This window comes from Agrobacterium deltaense RV3, from assembly GCF_900013505.1.
In the GTDB taxonomy this organism is placed as follows: Bacteria; Pseudomonadota; Alphaproteobacteria; order Rhizobiales; family Rhizobiaceae; genus Agrobacterium; species Agrobacterium leguminum.
Genome location: NZ_LT009746.1, coordinates 1742207 through 1764100, shown reverse-complemented (window position 1 = coordinate 1764100; position 21894 = coordinate 1742207). Strand labels below are relative to the sequence as shown.

Genomic DNA, 21894 nt, shown 5'->3' with positions numbered 1-21894 from the left:
CAAATCATTTGGGGGGCGGCGCGATGCTGCCCCTCAGCACAAGGCGACAACCGAGTTCCAGCCGGTGCGCCGGGCGGGTGGGATCGGCCGCCACAAGCCGCTGCTCCAGCAGCGCAAGCGCCGCACCGCCCAGCCTGTCGGCGGGCAACTGGATGGTGCTGAGCGGCGGGGTACTGAAGGCCGCCGGCATGATATCGTCAAACCCCAATACCGAAACATCGTCCGGCACCCGGATTCCGGCCTCGGTCAGGGCCTTCAGGCAACCGAGCGCCAGATTATCGGCGGCGCAGAAGATCGCCGTGGCGTTTCTGAGCGGTTTTTCCTCGGCCAGCAGGCGGCGCGTGGCGGCCTCGCCCCATTCCGGCTCGTAGCTCTCCACCTCGATGACCATATCGGCGGGAACAGCGAGACCCGCCGCGAGATACGCGTCGCTATAACCGTCATATCGGCGGCGGATCGTCGTGCGCCCTTTCCAGGTGATGTGCAGAATATTGCGATGCCCGAGCGACAGCAGATGTTCGATACCGAGCCGCGCGCCAAAACGGTTCTCGGCCGTCACCGTATCGACGATCATGGCCGGGTCCTCGCCATTGATCAGCACCACCGGCCGCGAAAGCGCAGACAGAGCCTCGACCAGTTGCGGCCTGTCATCGTTCAGGATCACGATACCATCGACATTGTCGGCATCCGCCGCCGCTGCCACCGCAACCGGGTCGAGCCGGCTCGTTGTGCTGACATAGGGAACGATGCGAATACCGCGCCGCTCGCATTCGCGCCTGAAGCCGTTCAGCATCGTCCAGCTGACCATGTTGAGGTCGCTCTGCGGTGCTGCATCATTGGTCATGGCCAGAAGCACGACACGCAAAGTGGCGATCGTCGCCTTCTGTCGCCGGTTTTCGAGATAACCGAGTGCGCGTGCCGCCTCCAGCACCCGCTCGCGCACCTGCGTGGTCAAGGGTGCTGTACCGTTGATGGCGTGCGAAGCCGTGCTCAGCGAAACATTCGCCTCCCGCGCCACGTCCTTAAGCGTCGTTTTCCTGTCTATTTTCATAAAGGGGAAATTCAACCACTCTACTTCGGACGGTGCGGGCAGAAAGCCTGCCTCACGCAGTCGATCTGAAGAATACCCGTGCCTGTTTGCTGCTCTCTCGTCGCTCGAAGACTACAGCATCATCCGTAAATGCGGAATTGATTTCTCTGGGTTTTTAATCCCCCGCAAGAAACGCCGCCCGCAGCGAACCGCGGGCGGCAAGGCGGTCAGAGCGCCTGGGAGATATGGTCGATACTGCTCTTTACGGCAGCGGCCGGATCCTTCAGCTCGTGCACTTCCGTCGCGAAGGGTTCGAAGCTGTAAGGTCCCTTGTAACCGGCCGCCTCAAGCGTCCTGATCTGGGCGATATTGTCCAGCCGGTCGCCGCCATCCACCAGAACGCGGTGGGCGTCGAGCATGTCAGCGACGGAGACGGCAGGATCGATCACGCCGGAAATGTGGACCAGTCCCGTTCGCTCCGGGAAGAACTCCGTCTCGCCTGCGAGATGGTGGTGGAAGGTGTCGTGCACCAGCCTGTAGACATCGCCGCCACCGGCCGCATCGATGGCCCTGATCGCTTCGGCCTTGGTGCGCAGCGAAGAGACCGGGAAACCGAGCGGCTCGACGAAGCCGATCAGTCCGCGTTCCTTAAGGATCGGCTTCATGGCCTTCAGCGCCGTGACGAGATCGTCAAAAGACACCGGCGTACCGTCGTTGAGCGGGCACATGACCAGCGCTTTGGCACCGCTTGCCGCCGCATAATCGGCCATGGCGACGGCCCGCGCAGGCAGGTCGCCCGACCAGACGTTGAAGGGATAAAGCGCATTGATCGAGATGATCGTCACGCCCGCCTTTTCGGCCGCCGCCTTTACCTCGGCCGGATCCACCGTGCCGACGATATCAGGCAGGTCGTTGCGGATTTCGACTTCGGTAAGGCCGAGCTCACGGGCCGTCGCAAAGAACGCCTCAAGGGAGAGCTTCGGCGCGGTGATGTGGTTGATGGCAAAACGCATGAAAGACCTCACTGATAAAGGGCGGGACGGGCGGGGAGCTTGATTTCAACTGCTGCCCCGTCCGTTTCCTGCGCGGCCACGCAGGCGTCGGAGGTGACGGCGGCCACGTAGCCGTCCCATGCGTTGGGTCCCGATGCCGTGCCCTTCGCCGCCGCATGGATGAAGTCCTGCAATTCCACATCGTAGCTGGCGATGAAGCGGTCTTTCCAGTCGGTCAGGATATCGTTCTGCAGCTTGGCGCCAAGGCGGGTCTGCACCGACATCGGCTCCGGCAGGCTGGCAATGCCGTCCTCGCCCACCACCTGGCACTGGATATCGTAGCCATAATGGCAATTCACGAAGATTTCGACGTCGATGATCGTGCCCTTCGCCGTCTCCAGAATGACGATCTGCGGGTCCTTCAGCCGCGCATGGCTTCTGGCCGCCGAACGGGGAAAGAGAACCCGCGCCGAAACATAGTCATCGTCGAGCAGCCAGCGCAGCACGTCGATCTCATGGATCATCGTGTCATGGATCGCCATCGGGGTGACATATTGCTCCGGAACCGCCGGGTTGCGGTGGGCGGCGTGCACCATGATCGGCGCGCCGATCCTGCTATCGACGGCCTGTTTCAGCGCCACGTAACCGGCGTCATATCGGCGCATGAAGCCCACCTGAACCAGGCGCCTGCCATGCGCCACCTCGGCGTCGACGATGCGTCTTGCGCCTTCCGCCGTTGTTGCCAGCGGTTTTTCGCAAAAGCACGGCTTGCCGGCGGCGATTGCCGCCAGCACATATTGCTCATGGGTTGCGCCCCATGAGGTGACGAGCACGGCATCCACATCCGGCGATGCGATCAGCTCTTCACCGGTGGCGAAAACGACGGCATCCGGGGCGATGTCGTTTTTGACCGCCTCGGCCGAGGCGCGGTTGACGTCGCTCAGCGCAACGATCTTCGCGCCGCCCAGAACCTTGTTGATACGGCGGGCATGATCACGCCCGATTGCGCCGGTGCCGACGACACCAATTCTGACAGTCATTTGAAAAACCTCATTTCCAGTATTTGGCGACGTATCGCCGGGTTTCGCTGAGCATGAACCGCGCGCTTTCATCGACACGATCTTCCCAGGCAAACACGCAGTTCGAGAGCACGCCGTCGAATTTCATGTCGGCGAGCGTCGCAAAGAAGGTTTCCCAGTCGATCTCGCCCTGGCCGAAATCGGTGTGCTGGTGCACCCTGACCTTGGAACCGGGGGGATTAACGATGTAGCGCAGCTGCGACGACTTGTTGTGGTCATAGGTATCGGCAAGGCGCACATGCACCAGATGGCCCTCGGTCGCACGCAGGTTCGCCACCATGTCCGGCCCGTAAAAGAACGTGTGCGGCGCGATGAAGGAGGCCTTTACCGCCTTGGAATTGATGGTCTTGATGATGTCGATGGCCGGCGCGATCTCCTCGATCCAGTCTTCGGGATGGGCCTCCAGCGACAGCACCAGACCTTCCCGTTCAAGGATCGGCACGAGAATATCCATTGCGCGGAAGAACTGCGCTTCGCAGGTTTCCGGGCGATGCAGGCCGGAACGGTCGTTAAGGCTGCGATCCGGCGAACCGCCGCGGCCGAATTCCGAAACGAACATCGGGCATTCCATCTCAACCGCAATCTCGATGGCGCGTTTCCAGTTGTCGATCGCGACCTCCCATTCGTCCGGATAGGGGCTTGCCCAGCGATACATGGGCTGCAGCGTCGCAAGGCCGACACCATGGTCCTTCAGCGCCTTTTTGAATTCGGCGACGCGTTCGGGATAGACCTTCGGCCGGGTCCACCAGGAGAGGAAATCCGGACGGGGTGAAAGTTCGACGTAATCATAGCCGAGATCGGCAACCTTGCGGCAGGTCTCGGCCAGCGAAAGGTGTCGGAACATGTGGGGGTCGAGCGTATGTTTCATGGCTGTTTCCAGTGGAGTGATAGATGGACCGGGTCGAAGCCCCGCTTATTTGGCGTAGGCGGACATGTTTTCCGGGGTGACGAGTTCGAAGGGCACCCAAAGCGTCTTCTCAGTGCTTTGCCCGGCAGCGGCCTTCACCGCCGTCTGGACGGAGACCTCGCCCTGCTTCGTCGCATTCTGGTAGACGGTAATATCGAGATCGCCGGCCTGCATGGCGGCAAGGCCGTCCGGCGTGGCGTCGATGCCGGCGATGACGACATCCTTCATGGAAACGCCCGCCGCCTTCAGCGCCTGCGCGGCGCCGATCGCCATTTCATCGTTATTGGCGATGACGGCGTCGAACTGGATGCCCGCCGTCAGCCAGGATGAAACGAGGTCCTGCGCCTGCGTGCGGCTCCAGTTCGCCGTCTGCTTTTCGAGGATTTCGATCTTGCAGTCCGGCCGGGCAAACACCGTTTCCACATCCTTGGTGCGCACCAGCGCCGCATGGTTTTCCAAAGGTCCCATCAGGACCACAGCCTTGCCCTTGCCGCCCATCAGCTTACAGGCGGCTTCCGCCTCCATGGTGCCGGAATCGAGTTCGTTGGAACCGACGAAGGCCGTGCCGTCAGGCAGGCCGGTTTCCAGTTCGGCGGGCGGATGATTGACATAGACGAGCGGGATTTTTGCGGCGGATGCGGCCTTGGTGATCGCCGAGGTGGCATCGCCATCGACCGCGTTGACGATGATCGCATCGACACCGTTGGCGATGAAATTCTGCACCAGATTGAGCTGTTTCGAAGGATCGAGCTGGGCGTCCTCCACCAGAAGCTCAATGTTCTTGTCACGCCCGGCCTCAGCCCTGATACCGTTCAGCAAAATCGTCAGAAACGGATTGTCGAACGATGTCATGGAGACCGCAACACGGGTCTCGGCAAGGGCAGGCGTTGCGAAAATGCAGAGCGCAGTCGCCATCAACAGGTTTTTCAAAGTCTTTCCTCCCGCGGAAAATCTCCGCTGGTTCAATCGCACTGATATCGCTGAAGCCGGAATATCCTCCCCCCGCCTTCAGCGTCTTCGGTCTGTCACGTCGTTGTCTGGCCCGAACGGTCTCAGTTCTTGGCCTGATAGTCCTTGAGGTTTGCGGGTGTGACCAGTTCGAAGGGTACGAAAACCTTCTTGTCCACCGCATCCCCCTTTGCCAGTTTCAGCGCCGTATCAACCGCGCCCTTGCCCTGACCGGCGGCATTCTGGAAAACGCTCACATCCAGCTCACCCGCCGCCATGGCGGCAAGCGCGTCCTGCGTGGCGTCGATGCCGGCGATGATGACGTCATCCATCGACCGGCCGGCCGCCTTCAGAGACTGTATCGCGCCGATGGCCATTTCGTCATTGTTGGAAATCACCGCATCGAACTGCACCCCGGCCGAAAGCCAGTTGGTCATCAGGTCCGAGCCTTGAGTGCGCGACCAGTTGGCGGATTGTTCCTCGACAAGCTTGATGAAGCTGCAATCGGGCGTCGCCACCACGTCCTTGATATCCTGCGTGCGCATGCGGGCCGCCTGGTTGGAAAGCTCGCCCATCATCACCACCGCCTTCGCTTCCGCCTTGCCGGCCGCCTTCAGCAGGCGGCAGACTTCCTGCGTCTGCAGGGTGCCGGACTGTTTTTCATCGGAGGCAACGAAGGCCTGTTTTTCCGGCAGGCTGTCGAGGTTGACCGGCTGGCGGTTGACATAAACGAGCGGAATGCCGGCGGCAGCGGCAGCCTGCGAAAGCGCCACGGTAGCATCCGTATCCACCGGGTTGACGATGATGGCGTCGACGCCGGCGGCGACGAAGTTCTGCACCTGGCTCAACTGCTTGCCGACATCGTTCTGCGCATCCTCGATCTGCAGCGAAACGCCGCTCATGCCCTTGGAATAATCGATCATGCCGTTGCGCAGCACGGTCAGGAAATTATCGTCGAACAGGGCCATCGAAACGCCGATGGTTTCCGCCGAGGCGGTCGTCGCCAGCATGGTGGCGAGCGCTGCAATCGCGAAATGTCTTTTCATGTCGTTCTCCTCCAAAACCCTTGAAAAGAGCCGGCTGCACGGTCCAGCGCCCATCGCGCCGCCACCGTTTTCCGGCAAAAAATACCCGTCGCCGCGAAGACAAGTCCGCAGCCTGAAGCAATCCGAAACATCGTTATTGTCGTGGATCAGCCTCCTGCCCGCTCCACACGCAGGCAAGATTTCCCAGTCCTGGTCCGGCGTCAACGGGTCAGCGGCAACCGAAACCATCAAGGCTGATAGAAAGAGACGCGGAATTTATGATAGAATCTATCAAACCATCAAAGGCTTTCAGGAACCCACAGATGGGCGGGTACAAACCGCTGTCCCGGCGTTTCCGCCATGCCATGTTCGATGCTGTGAACCATGGTGGCGATGAGGTCCGCGCATAATTCACGGAGCGGCGTCTGGAATATGCCGCTGATACGCTTTTCCAGCAGCGCCTGACGGGATTCGGGCGTCAGTTCATTCACAAGACAGACGATGGCCTCCTGCCGGTTTTCCTGCTGCAGGGCCTCGATGACACCTTCCATGCCGCCGCCGATGCAATAGATGCCGACCAGATCCTTGTGCTTGGCGATGGTGTCCATCACCAACTCATAGGTTAGCCGCCGGGTTTCCAGCGTGATCAGCGCATCCATCACCTCAAATTCCGGCGCATATTCCCGCATATAGCTGCGAAAGCCGGTTTCGCGCAACGAATGACCGTGAAAACGGTGGCCGCCGAGCAGCAGAAGCACCTTGCCTCTGCTGCGCGCCAGCCGCGAGATCATCCAGGCCGCCGTGCGCCCGACTTTCATGTTGTTGGCGCCGAGATAAGCTTCCCGCACCCCCTGCGCGAAATCCGAAAGCAGCGAAAATGTCGGAATGCCCTTCGCCTTCAGGGCCTCGACGGCGGCGGTGACATCGTGATGGTCCGGCCCGGTGGCCGCCACGGCCTGCACGCGTCCTTTCATGCCCGTCAGAAGGGCCGCAAGCTCGCTCGGCTCGCCCGACTGGGCGAATTCGATGCGCAGATTGAGATGGCGATCCCGGACGTTGCGCGCCGCAAGCTCCAGCTCGTCGGCGAAGGTCTGGTAGAAGGCGTGCCGTTCCTTGCGCAGGATGATGCCGAGACTATAGGACGGCAGATCGGCCAGCATGCGCTGGCGAATGATGTTGGTGGCGTGAAAACCGATCTTCTCCGCCGCTTCGAACACCCGCCGCGCGGTTTCCTCCCGCACCGGCAGGCGACCGTTCAGCACCCGGTCGACGGTGGCGACGCTGACGCCGGCGGCTGTCGCAACATCTGTGATGGTCGGACGTTTCATGCGGGCACCCAGTAGACGGAAAGATTCCTGTCATATCTCGCAAAACATGTCACGGATCATGATGGAATCCAACATGTGCAGAGGGATAAGAGCGTGGAGTACTTTATCAGGGAATAATCGACCGGGGCCCGCATCGCAGGGCCGGCTTGCTTGGCCCAGCACGCCTCCTCCCCTCATCTCTGTGCTTGTCACAGAGATCCAGCCAGCCCAAGTCCTTGGGCTGAAAAGACTCCTTGCGCCGCGCAGACGCGCGTGGACTGGATTCCTGTGACAAGCACAGGAATGAGGGAGATACCAAGGCGAGAGAATCGCCAACCGAGTGCCGGACGAGCAGAAGTCACTCAAGAAGAAATCGAGGCAGCGGCATTCGCACCGTTTTGGCGATGCCGAATGCCGCCAGACAATCAGACCCGTTCCAGCGCCACGGCGATACCCTGCCCGACGCCGATGCACATGGTAGCGAGCGCAAGACGCTTGCCGGTCAGCGAAAGTTCGAGCGCCGCCGTGCCGGCAATGCGCGCGCCGGACATGCCGAGCGGATGGCCGAGCGCGATGGCGCCGCCATTGGCATTCACCCGCGCATCGTCATCCGCAATGCCGAGCTGCCTCAGCGTCGCAAGGCCCTGGCTGGCGAAAGCCTCATTCAGCTCGATCACGTCGAGCTGCTCCTGCTTCAGCCCGAGCCGGGCCAGCAGCTTTGCGGAGGCCGGGGCCGGGCCGATGCCCATGACGCGCGGCGGCACGCCGGCGGCGGCACCGCCGAGAATGCGGGCAATCGGCGTCAGACCGTATTTCTTCGCGGCCTCCGCCGATGCGACGATGAGTGCGGCCGCGCCGTCATTGACGCCGGACGCATTGCCCGCCGTCACCGTTGCGCCCTCGCGCCTGTTGACCGGCTTCAGCTTCGCCAGCGCTTCAAGGCTCGTGGCGCGCGGGTGTTCATCCTTCGACACCACCAGCGGATCGCCCTTGCGCTGCGGGATGGTCACGGACACGATTTCCCTGTCGAGGCGACCGTTGGCCTGCGCATCGGCCGCCTTCTGCTGGCTGCGAACGGCAAAGGCGTCCTGATCCTCACGGGAGACCTGATAGTCAATGGCGACGTTATCGCCGGTTTCCGGCATGGAATCGACGCCATATTGCGCCTTCATCAGCGGGTTGACGAAACGCCAGCCGATGGTGGTGTCGTAGATTTCGGCATTGCGCGAAAAGGCGCTCTCCGCCTTCGGCAAAACGAAGGGCGCGCGGCTCATGCTTTCGACGCCACCCGCGACCATCAGCTCCGCTTCGCCCGATTTCACGGCGCGGGCGGCTGCGATAAGGGCATCCATGCCCGAACCGCACAGCCGGTTGATCGTCGTTCCTGTCACCGAAACCGGCAGGCCGGCAAGCAGCAGCGACATGCGTGCGACGTTGCGGTTATCCTCACCCGCCTGGTTGGCGCAACCGAAGATCACATCCTCGACGGCTTCCCAGTCGACGGACGGGTTGCGCTCGACAAGCGCCTTCAGCGGCACCGCCCCGAGATCGTCGGCCCGCACCGAAGAAAGCGCGCCGCCGAAGCGGCCGATGGGTGTGCGGATATAGTCGCAGATGAATGCGTCGGTCATCGGTTTTTCCTCAAAGTTCCGGGGCGACGAGATCGGCAACCTCGCCATCGACCGCCAAAGGCGCGCCGGTCATGGCCTGCAATTCATCGAAGGTCATCGCCGGCAGTTTTTCACGCAGCACGAAACGGCCATCCACCACGTCAATGACAGCATGGCTGGTATAAATGCGGGTGATGCAGCCAACGCCGGTCAGCGGAAAAGCGCATTTTTCAACGAGCTTCGGTTCGCCGTTCTTGGTCACATGTTCGGTGATGACGAAGACCTGCTTGGCGCCATGCACAAGATCCATGGCGCCGCCGACGGCCGGCACGCCCTTGGAGCCAACGCGCCAATTGGCGAGATCGCCATTCTGCGCCACCTGATAGGCTCCGAGGATCGCCACATCCAGATGCCCGCCGCGCACCATGGCGAAGCTGTCGGCATGGTGGAAGAAGGCCGCACCCGGCTTCAGCGTCACAGCCTTCTTGCCGGCATTGATGAGGTTCCAGTCCTCTTCGCCTTCCGGCGGCGCTTCGCCGAAATTCAGGATGCCGTTTTCGGTATGGAAGATCGCCTGACGGCCGGGCGGCTGGTAGCGCGCCACCATTTCCGGAAAGCCGATGCCGAGATTGACATAAGCGCCGTCCTCGATGTCCTGCGCCGCGCGCCATGCGATCTGGGCGTTGGAAAGCTTGATGTCTTCACGGGTGTCGATGGTCGTGGTCATGCGTAGGCTACTCCGGCGCGAATGAGGACTTCTTCCTGTTGCGGATCGGGGATTTCCACGACGCCGTTCACGAAAATACCGGGCGTGACGACATGCTCCGGATCGATCTCGCCGGCTTCGACGATCTTCGAGACCTGCGCAATGGTGGTCTTTGCGGCCATGCACATCAGCGGGTTAAAATTGCGGCCTGCCTTGTTGTAGGTGAGGTTGCCATAGGTGTCGCCAAGCTCCGCCTTGACGATGGCGAAATCCGCCTTCAGCCAGCGTTCCTGCACGTAAGAGCGGCCGTCGAATTCCGCGATGACCTTGCCTTGCGCCAGTTCCGTGCCAAAGCCGGTGGGGGTGTAGAAGGCCGGAATGCCGGCACCGCCCGCGCGGATGCGCTCGGCAAGCGTGCCCTGCGGCACCAGTTCCAGCTCGATTTCGCCGGCCAGATACCGGTCGGTGAAAGCGCGCGGATCGGAAGAGCGCGGGAAAGAGCAGATCATCTTTTTGACCATGCCGGCGTCGATCATCGCGGCGATGCCGATGCGGCCGTTGCCGGCATTGTTGTTGATGACCGTCAGGTTCTTCGGGCCCTTGTCGATCAGCGCATGGATCAGTTCGATGGGCGCACCGGAGCCGCCGAAACCGCCGATCATGATCGTTGCACCGTCACCGATGCCGGAAAGCGCCTCTTCCGCGCTCTTGATTGTCTTGTCCATTAAAACCTCCATCCAGCCGGACGGATGGAACCCGCAAGGCTGCCTGACCGTGAGGTAAATCCGAAACCGGCTCGACGGCAAGGATTTTGTGCGCTATATGATTTTTGTTCGTATATCGCACAAATGGAGCCGCGACATGGCTGTCAGCGAAAGAGACATGATGGGCGGTCTCGCCAAGGGATTGCGGGTGATCGAGGCCTTCAGCGCCGAACGGCCGCGCCTGTCGATTTCCGATGCCGCCGAGATTGCCGGGCTGGACCGCGCCACGACGCGGCGCTGCCTGCTGACGCTTTCGGAACTCGGTTATGCCGCTTATGACGGCAAGTTCTTTACCGTGACACCGAAGGTGCTGCGGCTCGGCACCGGCTGTCTTGCCACCATGCCGCTGCCGCGCATCGTGCAGCCGCTGCTCGACCGCCTTTCCGAAGAGATCGGACAGAGCACCTCCGTTTCCATTCTGGATGAGACCGAGATCGTTTATGTCGCCCGCGCTGCGCAGCAGCGGGTCATGTCGATTGCGCTGATGCCGGGTTCGCGCCTGCCCGCCTATTGCACCTCCATGGGCCGCGTTCTTCTTTCGGCGCAGACTGCCGAGCGGCAGCGCGACATTCTCGAAGCCTCGAAGCTGGTCGGCCGCACGGAAAAGACCATTACCAGCATGGACGCCCTGCTCGCCGAAATCGAGGCCACCGGCCAACGCGGTTATGCGCTGATCGATCAGGAGGTGGAGATCGGCCTTCGCTCCATTGCAGTGCCGCTGAAAACCATACGCGGGCAGACGGTGGCCGCCCTCAATGTCGGGCTCGCCGCCTCGGTCGCCTCGATGGAAGACCTCGTGGCGCGATACCTGCCCGCCCTCCTTGCCGTTCAGCGGGAACTGGCAAGAATGCTGGTCTGAAGCGGCGCCTGCCGCGCGCCGGAATCCCCCATTCTCCGTTGCTCCGCCAGCCGCCAGGCGCGCGGGGTCATGCCGGTCTCGCGCTTGAAGAAGCGGTTGAAATAGGCCGGATCGGCAAAACCCAGCCCCTCCGCAATCATCTGCACGCTGGAAACGGTAAAGATCAGCTCCTGTTGAGCGATCTCGATCTGACGTTTGGCGATCAGCCGCTGCAGGCTGAGGCCGGAAACGGAGCGGACCAGACGATTGAGATGGGTCTCGGAAAGACCGAGCTTTTTCGCGTAAAACTCCGCCTTTTGCGGCTCGCGAATATGGCGTGCAATCAGTGACAGCAAAAGTTCGAAACGCTGCTCCGCCAGACCGTCGCCAGTTCCTTCCATGAGCGGCCGCGCCGCCCGCGCCAGAAGCGCCGTCACGATGGCCAACTGACCTTCGATGATGGCATCCCGGCCCGTCTCGCGTGTTTCATATTCGGCGGAAATCTGTTCGAACCCGCTGCGCAGACGTTCGCCATCGGTAAAATCCCGCAACGGCAACAGGACAGGCCGCTGGAAATTCCGCAGCAGCAGCGCTTGCACCGAGGCCGGCAGGGCGCCCGGCAGAACGGTAACGATCACCCCGCCAATATCGCGCGAAAACCGGAAGCCGTGCTCGAACCCCGGCGGCACGACAATGGCGACCGGCGGGCGGATCGCCTCGATGCGGTCATCCAGCAGCGCATCGCCCTCGCCGCCCCAAATGTACAAGATTTGCTGAAACGCAGCGTGACGGTGCAGGCCGATTTCAAAGCGGTGCAGGCTGCTTCTCGAAAAAAGCGTCTCGCAATGAAACCGGAAATCAGTGCCTTGCACCGCTTCTTCGCCATACAAACCCTCACTCGCAGCAAGCCGCATGTTCCTTCGCTCCTCCGCACAATGGTCGGATTGTGCAATTTACCGATCAGAAAGTCCATTGAGCTTGCCGCGTCGCTTGGTCAATTTCTTGATAGGAGACAAGTTCGGGAGGAAACAATGCGCACCCAGGTCGTCATCATCGGCTCCGGCCCTTCAGGGCTTCTGCTTGGCCAGCTTCTGGCCAGAGAAGGCGTCGAGACTGTCATTCTCGACCGGGTCAGCAAGGATTACATTCTCGGCCGTGTCCGCGCCGGCGTGCTGGAAGAAGGCACGGTGCAGCTCATGGAAAAGGTCGGCGCGGATAAACGCCTGCACCGGGAAGGCCTGCCGCATGACGGATTTTCGCTGACCTTCGACGGTCGCGACCACCGTATCGATCTCTTCGACCTGACCGGCGGCAGCCATGTGATGGTTTACGGCCAGACCGAAGTGACCCATGACCTGATGGATGTCCGCGAAGCGGCAAACCTTGTGACCATCTACGACGCCAGCAATGTCGAACCGCATGATTTCGATGGCGCCAGCCCCTATGTCACCTATCAGAAAGACGGCGTAACCCACCGGATCGATTGCGATTTCATCGCCGGCTGCGACGGCTTCCACGGGGTGAGCCGCAAATCGGTGCCTGAGGGCGCCATCAAGGAATTCGAGAAGGTCTATCCTTTCGGCTGGCTCGGCATTCTGGCCGAAGTGCCGCCCGTCAACCATGAACTCATCTATGCCAACCACCCGCGCGGTTTTGCGCTCTGTTCCATGCGCTCGCACACCCGCAGCCGTTATTACATTCAGTGTTCGCTGGAGGACCGGCCGGAGGACTGGAGCGACGAGCGTTTCTGGGACGAAATCCGCCGCCGCCTGCCGGAAAACCATGCGGATGTGATGGTCACCGGCCCGTCCTTTGAAAAATCCATCGCGCCGCTCCGGTCCTTCGTCTGTGAACCGATGCGGTTCGGAAGGCTGTTTCTGGCCGGAGACGCCGCCCACATCGTGCCGCCGACGGGCGCGAAGGGTCTCAACCTCGCCGCCAGCGATGTGCATTATCTGAGCGAGGCGCTGATCGAATTTTATCGCGACCGTTCCGAGGCCGGCATCGACGGCTATTCGCAGAAGGCGCTTTCCCGGGTCTGGAAGGCCGTGCGTTTCTCCTGGTGGATGACGACGATGATGCATCGCTTCCCTGACACAGGAGATTTCGGCCAGCGCATTCAGGAAGCGGAACTGGACTACCTCGTGCAATCGCGCGCCGCTTCCACCGCGCTTGCAGAGAATTATGTGGGGCTTCCCTATTAGGGGCTGCCCCAGACACGCGGCTTTTATCTCTACCGTTTTCACACCCGTCACCCCGGACCTGATCCGGGGTCCAGCGCGATCAAGTCATTGATCGCAAAAGACTCTTTTCACGGCGCAGACGCGCGGTGGCTGGATTCCGGCTCAAGGCCGGAATGACGGAGGAGAGGTTCTCAGACTTTTCCGGCTCTCACTCTCATCTCAATAACCGGCCTCCGGCCTCCCATCCAGCAACTCGCCCGCCGCCTCGCGAATAGCCTGCATCAGCAGCGACAGCGGCAGCGAGGGCTGCGTATCGGCCCTCACCGTCAGCCCCACCGGGCCGCTGGTATCGCCGGTCTCGACGGGCAGGATAGCCAGAACACCATCCGCCACATCCGCCGCCACCACGCCTTCCGAGATGATCCAGATCGCATCGCTGGTGCGCAGGAAGGCGCGGCCGAAGGCGTCGGACACGGTTTCGATGCGGATCGGCAGGGCCGGTACGCCGTTGGCGATCAGGAACTGTTCGACGACGGGGCCGATGACCGATTGGCGTGTCGGCATCAGCACGGGATATTCATGCAGGTGATCGAACACCGAAAGGCCGGGCGACAACAGCGGGTGGCCCGCGCGCACCACGAAGCGGACCTTTTCCGAATAGAGATGCTCAAAGGAAAAGCCCGCCATTTTCTGCGGCGCGGCCAGACGGCCGACAACAAGATCGAGATCGCCGACGCGCAGTTGTTCCAGCAGCACGGCGTTTTCGCCCGTCACGATCTTTACCGGGCTGCCGGTCTTTTCCGCGAGAAAACCGGCCATCGCCTTCGGCATGATGCGAACAGACACCGTGGGCAGAGCGCCGACCCGCACCGGCGGACCGGCACGCGCCGCCTCCTGCGATACCGAATCGACCGCCTGCCTGAGCGCCGTCATCGTCGCGCCGGCGTGGCGCAGGAACACCTCGCCATAACGGCTGATGCGGATGCCGCGCCCCTCCCGGTCGAACAGCGAGACGCCGAGAATATCTTCCAGTTCACGGATCGTCTTCGTCACCGCCGGCTGGCTGACATGCAGGATTTCCGCAGCCCGGATGACGCTTTTCTGCCGCGCCACCTCCACGAAAGTCTGCAGGTGGCGGAACTTGATACGCTGATCGACCATCGCTCATATAATCCACAGGTTATGATTTTCATCGATAATGTCATTTTACTTAACCGGAACCCGCTTGCAATATCCCCGGCAGGAGGAGCACATCATGCATTTTCTGCGCTGCGGCGAGACCGTGATCCATTACCGCGTCAGGGGATTGGACACAGGCAAGCCGGTCATCGCCTTCATCAATTCGCTCGGCACCGATTTCCGCATATGGGATGCGGTGATCGAAGCGCTCGGCGATGATTATGCCTATGTGCTGCACGACAAGCGCGGCCACGGGCTCTCCGATATCGGGCACGCTCCCTATTCCATCGACGATCATGCCGGCGATCTGATCGCGCTGCTCGATCATCTTGGCGTGAAGAGCGCGATCATCTGGGGCCTGTCGGTGGGCGGCCTGATTGCGCAGGGGCTTTATGCCCGCCGTCCCGATCTGGTGCGCGCGCTCATACTCAGCAACACCGCCCACAGGATCGGCACGGCCGAGATGTGGAACGCCCGCATCGACAAGATCGCCGCAGACGGCCTCGTCTCGCTGGTCGATCCCGTCATGGAGCGCTGGTTCACTCCCGCCTTCCGTCAGCCTCACAATGCCGCCTATGCCGGCGCGCGCAACATGCTCTCGCAACAGCCGGAAGCCGGCTATAGCGGCACCTGCGCCGCCATCCGCGATGCGGATTTTACCGAAGAGGCCGGGCGCATCGCCGTGCCGACGCTTTGCGTGGCGGGCGATCAGGATGGCTCCACCCCACCGGAACTGGTGCGGTCGCTGGCGGATATCATTCCCGCAAGCCGTCTCGTCACCATCGCCGGCTGCGGCCACATTCCCTGCCTTGAACAACCGCTCGCCTACGCACAGGCAGCCTCCATTTTTCTCAAGACCTTGCCGGAGCATTGACCGATGGCGGACCATATCGACAAGAACGAACGTTTCGAACAGGGCATGAAGACCCGCCGCTCCGTGCTCGGAGACGCCCATGTCGACCGGGCGCAGACCATGACGTCCGGTTTCGACCAGCCTTTCCAGCAGCTCATCACCGAAGCCGCATGGGGCACGGTGTGGTCCGGCAACCACTGGACGAAGCGCGAGCGCTCGATGGTGACCATCGCCCTGCTCGCCGCACTCGGGCAGGACGAAGAGCTGGCCATGCATGTGCGCGCCACCGCCAATACCGGCGCCACCGAGGCGGATATTCGCGAGGCGCTGCTGCATGTAGCGATCTATGCCGGCGTGCCCGCCGCCAACCACGCTTTCAAAATCGCCAAGCTTGCCCTGGCCAGCATGAAAGCCGATAGTTCCAGCGAGGAGGAGACGAAATGAGCAACCAGCCGCCGGAAACCGGACCGTTCTTCGCACGCAACCGCGACATTCATCCGCTCGCCTATGCGCCCGGATACAAAACCTCGATCCTGCGTTCGCCGCAGCGCGCGCTGATTTCGCTGGAAGGCACCAGGAGCGAGATCACCGGCCCGGTCTTCGGCCATGGCATGCTGAACCCGCTGGATAACGACCTCATCCTCAACTATGCCCGCCCCGGCGAAATGCCGGTCGGGCCGCGCATTCTGGTGCACGGCCGGGTGCTGGACGAGCGCGGCCGCGGCGTAGATGGCGCGCTGGTGGAATTCTGGCAGGCCAATGCCGGCGGACGCTACCGCCACAAGAAGGAAAGCTACCTCGCCGCCATCGATCCGAATTTCGGCGGCGTCGGCCGCACCATCACGGATGAGAACGGCTATTACTGGTTCAAGACCATCCAGCCCGGCGCTTATCCCTGGCCGAACGGCGTCAATGACTGGCGGCCGGCCCATATTCATTTTTCCGTCTTCGGCCACGGTTTCGCCCAGCGGCTCATCACCCAGATGTATTTCGAAGGCGACCCGCTGATCTGGAAATGTCCGATCGTCAAGACCATTCCGGATGAGGATGCGATCAGAAGACTGATCGCGCCGCTGGACATGAATGCGACGCTGCCGATGGACATGTTGGCTTACAAGTTCGATATCGTGCTGCGCGGGCGCCGCTCGACCCTTTTCGAAAACCGCATGGAGGGCAACTGACCATGGTTCAGCCGCTCAACTATCTCAAGGAAACCGCCTCGCAGACGGCCGGCCCCTACGTGCATATCGGCTGCACGCCGAATTTCGTCGGCATCGAGGGCGTGTTCGAGAAGGATCTCGGCTCCGGTCCGCTTTATAACGACAAGGCCCGCGGCGAACGCATCAGCGTGCGCGGCACGGTCTATGACGGTGCGGGCATGGCGCTGAAGGATGCGCTGATCGAAATCTGGCAGGCCGATACCGACGGTTATTACAACAGCCCCAGCGAAACGCGGGGCAAGGCAGATCCGAATTTCATCGGCTGGGGCCGCTCGCCCGGCGACATGGATACGGGCGAATTCGTCTTCGAAACCATCAAGCCGGGCAAGGTGCCGTTCCGCGACGGCCGGCCGATGGCGCCGCACATCACCTTCTGGATCGTCGCACGCGGCATCAATATCGGCCTGCAGACCCGCATGTATTTTCCCGAAGAACAGGAGGCCAATGCCGCCGATCCGGTTCTTGCCCGCATCGAGCAGAAAAGCCGCATCGCCACGCTTGTCGCCAAAAAAGAGGAAGGCAACGTCTATCGTTTCGATATCCGCCTTCAGGGCGAAGGCGAAACCGTGTTTTTCGATATCTGACGAATATCGCGCAAAAGAAAGCGAGACGGAAGATGAGCCTTTCCCCCTTCGAGCATCCGTTTTTGTCAGGCCTCTTCGGCGACAGCGAGATCGTCGAGCTGTTTTCGGCAAGAGCGGATATCGACGCCATGGTCCGTTTCGAGACGGGGCTGGCGCAGGCGGAAGCGCAGGCCGGCATCATCCCCGAGGATGCGGCAGAAGCAATCGTTTCGCGGCTTTCGGACTTTGCCGCCGATATGACCGCGCTTCGCCATGGCGTCGCGAAGGACGGCGTCGTGGTTCCCGAACTCATCCGGCAGATGCGCGCGGCGGTCGCCGGCCAGGCGGCGGAAAGGGTGCATTTCGGCGCCACCAGCCAGGATGTCATTGATACCAGCCTGATGCTGCGGCTGAAGGCTGCGACGGAAATCATCTCCGCCCGGCTCGGCCGCCTAATCGATACGCTGGGAGACCTTGCCTCCCGCGACGGCCACAACCCACTGACGGGCTATACCCGCATGCAGGCCGCCATCGGCATCACCGTCGCCGACCGGGCGGCGAGCTGGACTGCGCCGCTGGAACGCCACCTGCTGCGGCTCGAAAGTTTTACGCAGAGCGGCTTCGCCCTGCAATTCGGCGGGGCGGCCGGTACCCTGGAAAAGCTTGGTGACAATGCCGCAGCGGTGCGTGCCGATCTCGCAAAACGGCTCGGCCTTGCCGACAGGCCGCAATGGCAAAGCCAGCGCGACAGCATCGCCGAATTCGCCAATCTGCTCTCGCTGATCACCGGCGCGCTCGGCAAGTTCGGGCAGGATATTGCGCTGATGGCCGAACTCGGTGCGGAAATCCGCCTTTCCGGTGGCGGCGGATCCTCGGCCATGCCGCACAAACAGAACCCGGTCAATGCCGAAACGCTGGTGACGCTCGCACGCTTCAATGCCGTGCAGATATCCGCCCTGCACCAGTCGCTCGTGCACGAACAGGAACGATCTGGCGCGGGCTGGATGCTGGAATGGCTGTCGCTGCCGCAAATGGTGACGGCAACGGGCGCCTCGCTGCTGATCGCCGGGCGATTGGCCGAGCAGATAGACAGGCTGGGCACAGGCGAAAACTAGCCGCAAGGCCGGTCGATTTCGTGTGCAAACTTGGTTTTCGGGCACTGCCGAACAGCAGCCGGAGACGATGCGACGACGCGCGGGAAGTGATTGCGCTTTTCCGCATTAGTCATTGATAAAAAAGACTTTATTCAGAAATCCAGAAAATGAAAAAACAGCATGAAAGCTGCTTTTTAACCGGACATGCCGCTTGACACAAAAATGAACTAACTGGTACAAACATTATAATTAACAGCCTGCCGCCAACAAGGGTTTTGAAGCCTGCGGCGACAGTGAACGACAAATGGAGGGCTTTGGCGCCGCAAGGTTTCCAAAGCAATGCGGACAAGGCGAAACGCCTGTCCGGACCCGAACGGGTTGGGAGGAAGAATGTCTTACAGTCTCGATTTTTCGGCGGTCATAGACCGCCTTCCCGAGCTGCTTTTAGCCTGTCTGGCGACGATCGGCCTTGCGATTGCCGGCATGTCGCTCGCCACCGTCATCGGCGTTCTGGGCGTCGTCGCCCGCCGCTCGCGGTTCAAGCTGCTGCGCGGCCTCGTCATCGGTTTTGTGGAAACAATCCGCAACACGCCGTTTCTGGTGCAGATATTCTTCATCTTCTTCGCCCTGCCGCAGATTGGCATCAAGCTCAACCCGACAGTAACGGCCATCATTGCATTGGCTCTGAACGGCGGCGCCTATGCGATTGAAATTATTCGCGGCGGGGTCGATTCCATTCCCAAGGGCCAGGTGGAGGCGGGACTTGCGCTCGGCCTTCACCGCGCGCAAATCTTCCGGCACATCATCCTGAAGCCGGCGCTGCGGGCGGTCTATCCCTCGCTCACCAGCCAGTTCATCATGCTGACGCTGACCACCTCGGTCTGCACCTCGATCGCCGCTTACGAGCTGACCTCGGTGGCGCAGAAGATCGAGGCGGATACCTTCCGGTCCTTCGAGGTCTATTTCTCGATCACGCTGCTTTATCTGGTCATTTCCTCGCTGATGATGGGCATTTTCTCGCTCATCTCCCGCGCGTCCTTCAGCTATCCGGTCAAGTGAGGAAAAGACAATGGCATCCATCGGTCCCAACGAACTCTTCTTCCTGCTGCAAGGCCTGAAATGGACGCTTGCGCTGACCATCATCGGCTTTATCGGCGGCGGCGTCTTCGGCCTTTGCGTGGCGCTTGCCCGCGTCGCGGATAGCCCGGCAATCCAGCGCGCCAGCACCGGTTACATCGCCGTCTTTCAGGGCACGCCGCTCCTGATGCAGCTTTTCGTGGTCTATTACGGCGTGGCGCTTGCGGGCCTCAATGTCGATGCCTGGATCGCGGTCGCCATCGCTTTTACGCTGCATGCCAGCGCCTTCCTCGGTGAAATCTGGCGCGGCGGCATCCAGGCGGTGCCGAAAGGCCAGACGGAAGCCGCCAATGCGCTCGGCCTGCATTACATCTCGCGCATGAAGGACGTGGTTCTGCCGCAGGCCTTCAAGATTTCGCTGCCGGCCACCATCGGTTTCCTCGTGCAGCTCATCAAGGGCACCTCGCTTGCGGCCATTGTCGGCTTCGTCGAGCTGTCGCGCGCCGGCCAGATCGTCTCCAACCAGACGTTCCGCCCGCTCACCGTCTTCGCCCTCGTCGGCGTCATTTATTTCCTGATCTGCTGGCCGCTTTCCCTGTGGGGCGCCAGCGTTGAAAAGCGGCTGCAGACCGCAACCCGCTAAGTCCATGAAGATCTCATCAGCTTTGTAAGGAGGAGCAAAAGATGAAAACCACCAGCATGAAATTCTCTCGCCGCGCCCTGCTCGCGCTCGCCGCGGCAACCGTTGCCCTGCCCTTCGTCGCACCGGTCGATGCTTTCGCCGGCACCGTGGAAGAAGCCAAGGCCAAGGGCAAGGTCGTTATCGGTATTCAGGGCGACAATTCGCCGTGGGGCTTCGTCAATTCCAGCGGCGTTCAGGATGGTCTCGATGCCGATATCGGCAAGGCTTTCGCCGACTATCTTGGCGTGAAGGTTGAGTTCGTACCGCTCGCTGTCGCCAACCGTATTCCGGCACTGCTGACCGGCAAGGTCGATGTCCTTTTCGCAACCATGGGCATGACTGCAGAGCGCGCCAAGACCATCCAGTATTCCAAGCCCTATGCCGGTAACGTGCTCTCCGTCTATGGTCCCAAGGACAAGAAGATTGCTGGTTACGACGATCTGACCGGCGTTGCCGTCGGCGTTCCGAAGTCGAGCGCCATGGACACTGCTATCACCGCCGGCGCCGGCTCCAAGGCCAACATTCTGCGTTTTGACGACGACGCCGCCAACATCCAGGCGCTCATTTCCGGCCAGGTTGAAGTCGTCGGCGGCAACCAGTTCTACGGTGACCGCCTGAACAAGGCTGCTGATGGAAAATACGAATCGAAGTTCGACCTGACGACGCTTTACAATGGCGCCGGCACCCGCCCGGGTGAAAAGGACTGGAATGAAACCATCAACGCCTTCCTCGACAAGATCAAGTCGGATGGCCAGCTCGCCAAGATCTACGACAAGTGGATGAAGCGCGAAGTGCCTGCATTCCCGGAAAGCCTGCCTGATATCCCGTTCACCGTGAAGTGACCCTTCACCCGCGGTGCAAGATCGAAATATCGGGAAACCGATGGGAATCTTCAGACAAGAGACAGCATGCGCACTGCGCTTGGCGTCACGATTGGCAGCTTGCTGCCAATCCTGACGCCTGCGAGTGCAAGTGCCAGAACATTTGAAGAAGACGTCCCTTGCATCGTCAACTGAAACTCCTGCTTGCATGAAGGAACGTTCCATGCCGCAATCTGCCGAACAGGCTCCGCTGATCGCCCTTGAAGGGGTGGGAAAGTGGTATGGAGCCTTCCACGCGCTTAAAAACGTCAACATGACGGTTCGCAAAGGCGAAAAAATCGTTCTTTGCGGGCCGTCCGGTTCGGGCAAATCCACGCTCATCCGCTGTATCAACCATCTGGAGGAAATCCAGGAGGGCAAGATCACGGTCGAGGGAACGACGCTGTCGGATTCCAGCCGCGCCATCGATGCGGTTCGCCGCGAAGTGGGCATGGTGTTCCAGAGCTTCAATCTCTTCCCGCACAAGACCATCATGGAAAACTGCACGCTCGCGCCCATGCGGGTGAAAGGCCTGTCGAAAGCCGATGCGGAGGCGACGGCGCGCAAATATCTGGAGCGCGTGCGTATTCTCAACCAGGCAGACAAGTACCCGGCCCAGCTTTCCGGCGGCCAGCAGCAGCGTGCGGCCATCGCCCGGGCGCTGTGCATGGAGCCGAAGGCAATGCTGTTCGATGAGCCGACCTCGGCGCTCGACCCGGAAATGGTCAAGGAAGTGCTCGACACCATGATCGGCCTTGCCCGCGACGGCATGACGATGATCTGCGTGACCCATGAAATGGGCTTTGCACGGCAGGTGGCCGACCGGGTGATCTTCATGTCGGACGGCGAGATCATCGAGGAAGGCCCGCCGGAAGAATTCTTCCGCGATCCCAAGCACCAGCGCACGCGCACGTTCCTCGGCGAAATTCTCGCCCACCACTGAGGTTCGCGCGCTCTTAAGACAGGCGGGAATAATC

Annotated in this window: 23 protein-coding genes; 11 read left to right on the top strand and 12 right to left on the bottom strand. The window is 61.3% G+C overall.

The window, feature by feature from the left end; all coding sequences use genetic code 11:
• Window positions 1-4: 4 nt before the first annotated feature.
• From AGR7B_RS22475 to AGR7B_RS22425, 10 genes are all read right to left on the bottom strand, one after another.
• A complete protein-coding gene (locus AGR7B_RS22475; protein WP_208616052.1) occupies window positions 5-1051 on the bottom strand; it encodes a LacI family DNA-binding transcriptional regulator in 1047 nt (348 codons plus the stop codon).
• Between the two features lie 206 nt (window positions 1052-1257).
• Entirely contained in the window at window positions 1258-2043 is a 786-nt protein-coding gene (locus AGR7B_RS22470) for a TIM barrel protein (protein ID WP_080857941.1), read from the bottom strand.
• An 8-nt stretch (window positions 2044-2051) separates the two neighbouring features.
• Complete coding sequence (locus AGR7B_RS22465; protein ID WP_065655329.1) at window positions 2052-3062, bottom strand: Gfo/Idh/MocA family protein; 1011 nt, start codon at window positions 3060-3062, stop codon at window positions 2052-2054.
• Between the two features lie 10 nt (window positions 3063-3072).
• Entirely contained in the window at window positions 3073-3969 is an 897-nt protein-coding gene (locus tag AGR7B_RS22460; protein WP_020808848.1) for a sugar phosphate isomerase/epimerase family protein, read from the bottom strand.
• Window positions 3970-4014: 45 nt separating this feature from the next.
• Window positions 4015-4923 (bottom strand): sugar ABC transporter substrate-binding protein, encoded by a 909-nt coding sequence (locus tag AGR7B_RS22455; RefSeq protein ID WP_162934257.1) that lies wholly within the window; start codon window positions 4921-4923, stop codon window positions 4015-4017.
• Between the two features lie 137 nt (window positions 4924-5060).
• Entirely contained in the window at window positions 5061-6002 is a 942-nt protein-coding gene (locus AGR7B_RS22450) for a sugar ABC transporter substrate-binding protein (protein WP_080857939.1), read from the bottom strand.
• 278 nt (window positions 6003-6280) lie between these two features.
• Window positions 6281-7309 carry a LacI family DNA-binding transcriptional regulator gene (locus AGR7B_RS22445; protein ID WP_059758408.1) on the bottom strand — a complete coding sequence of 343 codons (1029 nt, stop codon included), beginning with the start codon at window positions 7307-7309 and terminating at the stop codon, window positions 6281-6283.
• 404 nt (window positions 7310-7713) lie between these two features.
• Window positions 7714-8919, bottom strand: a complete 1206-nt coding sequence (gene pcaF / locus AGR7B_RS22435) for a 3-oxoadipyl-CoA thiolase (protein WP_080857937.1) — start codon at window positions 8917-8919, stop codon at window positions 7714-7716.
• Between the two features lie 10 nt (window positions 8920-8929).
• The gene (locus tag AGR7B_RS22430; protein WP_003519795.1) at window positions 8930-9625 is read right to left on the bottom strand and encodes a CoA transferase subunit B; all 696 of its coding nucleotides are present in this window, start codon (window positions 9623-9625) and stop codon (window positions 8930-8932) included.
• Window positions 9622-10329 carry a 3-oxoacid CoA-transferase subunit A gene (locus AGR7B_RS22425; protein ID WP_080857936.1) on the bottom strand — a complete coding sequence of 236 codons (708 nt, stop codon included), beginning with the start codon at window positions 10327-10329 and terminating at the stop codon, window positions 9622-9624. Before AGR7B_RS22425 ends, AGR7B_RS22430 begins: the two co-directional genes overlap by 4 nt.
• Window positions 10330-10465: 136 nt before the next feature.
• Between AGR7B_RS22425 and AGR7B_RS22420 the strand changes: the two genes are divergently transcribed.
• The gene (locus AGR7B_RS22420; protein WP_080858215.1) at window positions 10466-11227 is read left to right on the top strand and encodes an IclR family transcriptional regulator; all 762 of its coding nucleotides are present in this window, start codon (window positions 10466-10468) and stop codon (window positions 11225-11227) included.
• Here the strand turns inward: AGR7B_RS22420 and AGR7B_RS22415 are convergent.
• The gene (locus AGR7B_RS22415) at window positions 11197-12120 is read right to left on the bottom strand and encodes a helix-turn-helix domain-containing protein (protein ID WP_080857935.1); all 924 of its coding nucleotides are present in this window, start codon (window positions 12118-12120) and stop codon (window positions 11197-11199) included. The two genes, AGR7B_RS22420 and AGR7B_RS22415, sit on opposite strands and share 31 nt — an antisense overlap.
• Before the next feature lie 117 nt (window positions 12121-12237).
• Here AGR7B_RS22415 and pobA point away from each other — a divergent pair, with 117 nt between their 5' ends.
• Complete coding sequence (gene pobA, locus AGR7B_RS22410) at window positions 12238-13410, top strand: 4-hydroxybenzoate 3-monooxygenase (protein WP_080857934.1); 1173 nt, start codon at window positions 12238-12240, stop codon at window positions 13408-13410.
• A 198-nt stretch (window positions 13411-13608) separates the two neighbouring features.
• Here pobA and pcaQ read toward each other — a convergent pair whose 3' ends face one another.
• Window positions 13609-14550 (bottom strand): pca operon transcription factor PcaQ, encoded by a 942-nt coding sequence (gene pcaQ / locus AGR7B_RS22405; RefSeq protein ID WP_065655337.1) that lies wholly within the window; start codon window positions 14548-14550, stop codon window positions 13609-13611.
• Between the two features lie 94 nt (window positions 14551-14644).
• Between pcaQ and pcaD the strand changes: the two genes are divergently transcribed.
• The 9 genes from pcaD (at window position 14645) to AGR7B_RS22360 (ending at window position 21860) form a co-directional block, all read left to right on the top strand.
• On the top strand, window positions 14645-15442 hold the full coding sequence (pcaD, locus tag AGR7B_RS22400; protein WP_080857933.1) for a 3-oxoadipate enol-lactonase: 798 nt from the start codon (window positions 14645-14647) through the stop codon (window positions 15440-15442).
• Between the two features lie 3 nt (window positions 15443-15445).
• Window positions 15446-15865, top strand: coding sequence for a 4-carboxymuconolactone decarboxylase (gene pcaC / locus AGR7B_RS22395; protein ID WP_065655339.1), 420 nt, complete (start codon window positions 15446-15448; stop codon window positions 15863-15865).
• The gene (pcaH, locus tag AGR7B_RS22390; protein WP_065655340.1) at window positions 15862-16602 is read left to right on the top strand and encodes a protocatechuate 3,4-dioxygenase subunit beta; all 741 of its coding nucleotides are present in this window, start codon (window positions 15862-15864) and stop codon (window positions 16600-16602) included. The genes pcaC and pcaH overlap by 4 nt, the downstream gene beginning before the upstream one ends.
• A gap of 2 nt (window positions 16603-16604) precedes the next feature.
• Complete coding sequence (pcaG, locus tag AGR7B_RS22385; RefSeq protein ID WP_065655341.1) at window positions 16605-17225, top strand: protocatechuate 3,4-dioxygenase subunit alpha; 621 nt, start codon at window positions 16605-16607, stop codon at window positions 17223-17225.
• 32 nt (window positions 17226-17257) lie between these two features.
• Window positions 17258-18319 (top strand): 3-carboxy-cis,cis-muconate cycloisomerase, encoded by a 1062-nt coding sequence (locus AGR7B_RS22380; RefSeq protein WP_080857932.1) that lies wholly within the window; start codon window positions 17258-17260, stop codon window positions 18317-18319.
• 369 nt (window positions 18320-18688) lie between these two features.
• The gene (locus AGR7B_RS22375; protein WP_059758436.1) at window positions 18689-19357 is read left to right on the top strand and encodes an amino acid ABC transporter permease; all 669 of its coding nucleotides are present in this window, start codon (window positions 18689-18691) and stop codon (window positions 19355-19357) included.
• A 10-nt stretch (window positions 19358-19367) separates the two neighbouring features.
• Window positions 19368-20018: an amino acid ABC transporter permease gene (locus AGR7B_RS22370; protein ID WP_035262651.1), complete on the top strand. Its 651-nt coding sequence runs from the start codon at window positions 19368-19370 to the stop codon at window positions 20016-20018.
• Window positions 20019-20059: 41 nt separating this feature from the next.
• On the top strand, window positions 20060-20899 hold the full coding sequence (locus AGR7B_RS22365; protein WP_078053175.1) for a transporter substrate-binding domain-containing protein: 840 nt from the start codon (window positions 20060-20062) through the stop codon (window positions 20897-20899).
• A 202-nt stretch (window positions 20900-21101) separates the two neighbouring features.
• Window positions 21102-21860, top strand: a complete 759-nt coding sequence (locus AGR7B_RS22360; protein ID WP_078053225.1) for an amino acid ABC transporter ATP-binding protein — start codon at window positions 21102-21104, stop codon at window positions 21858-21860.
• Window positions 21861-21894 lie beyond the last annotated feature (34 nt).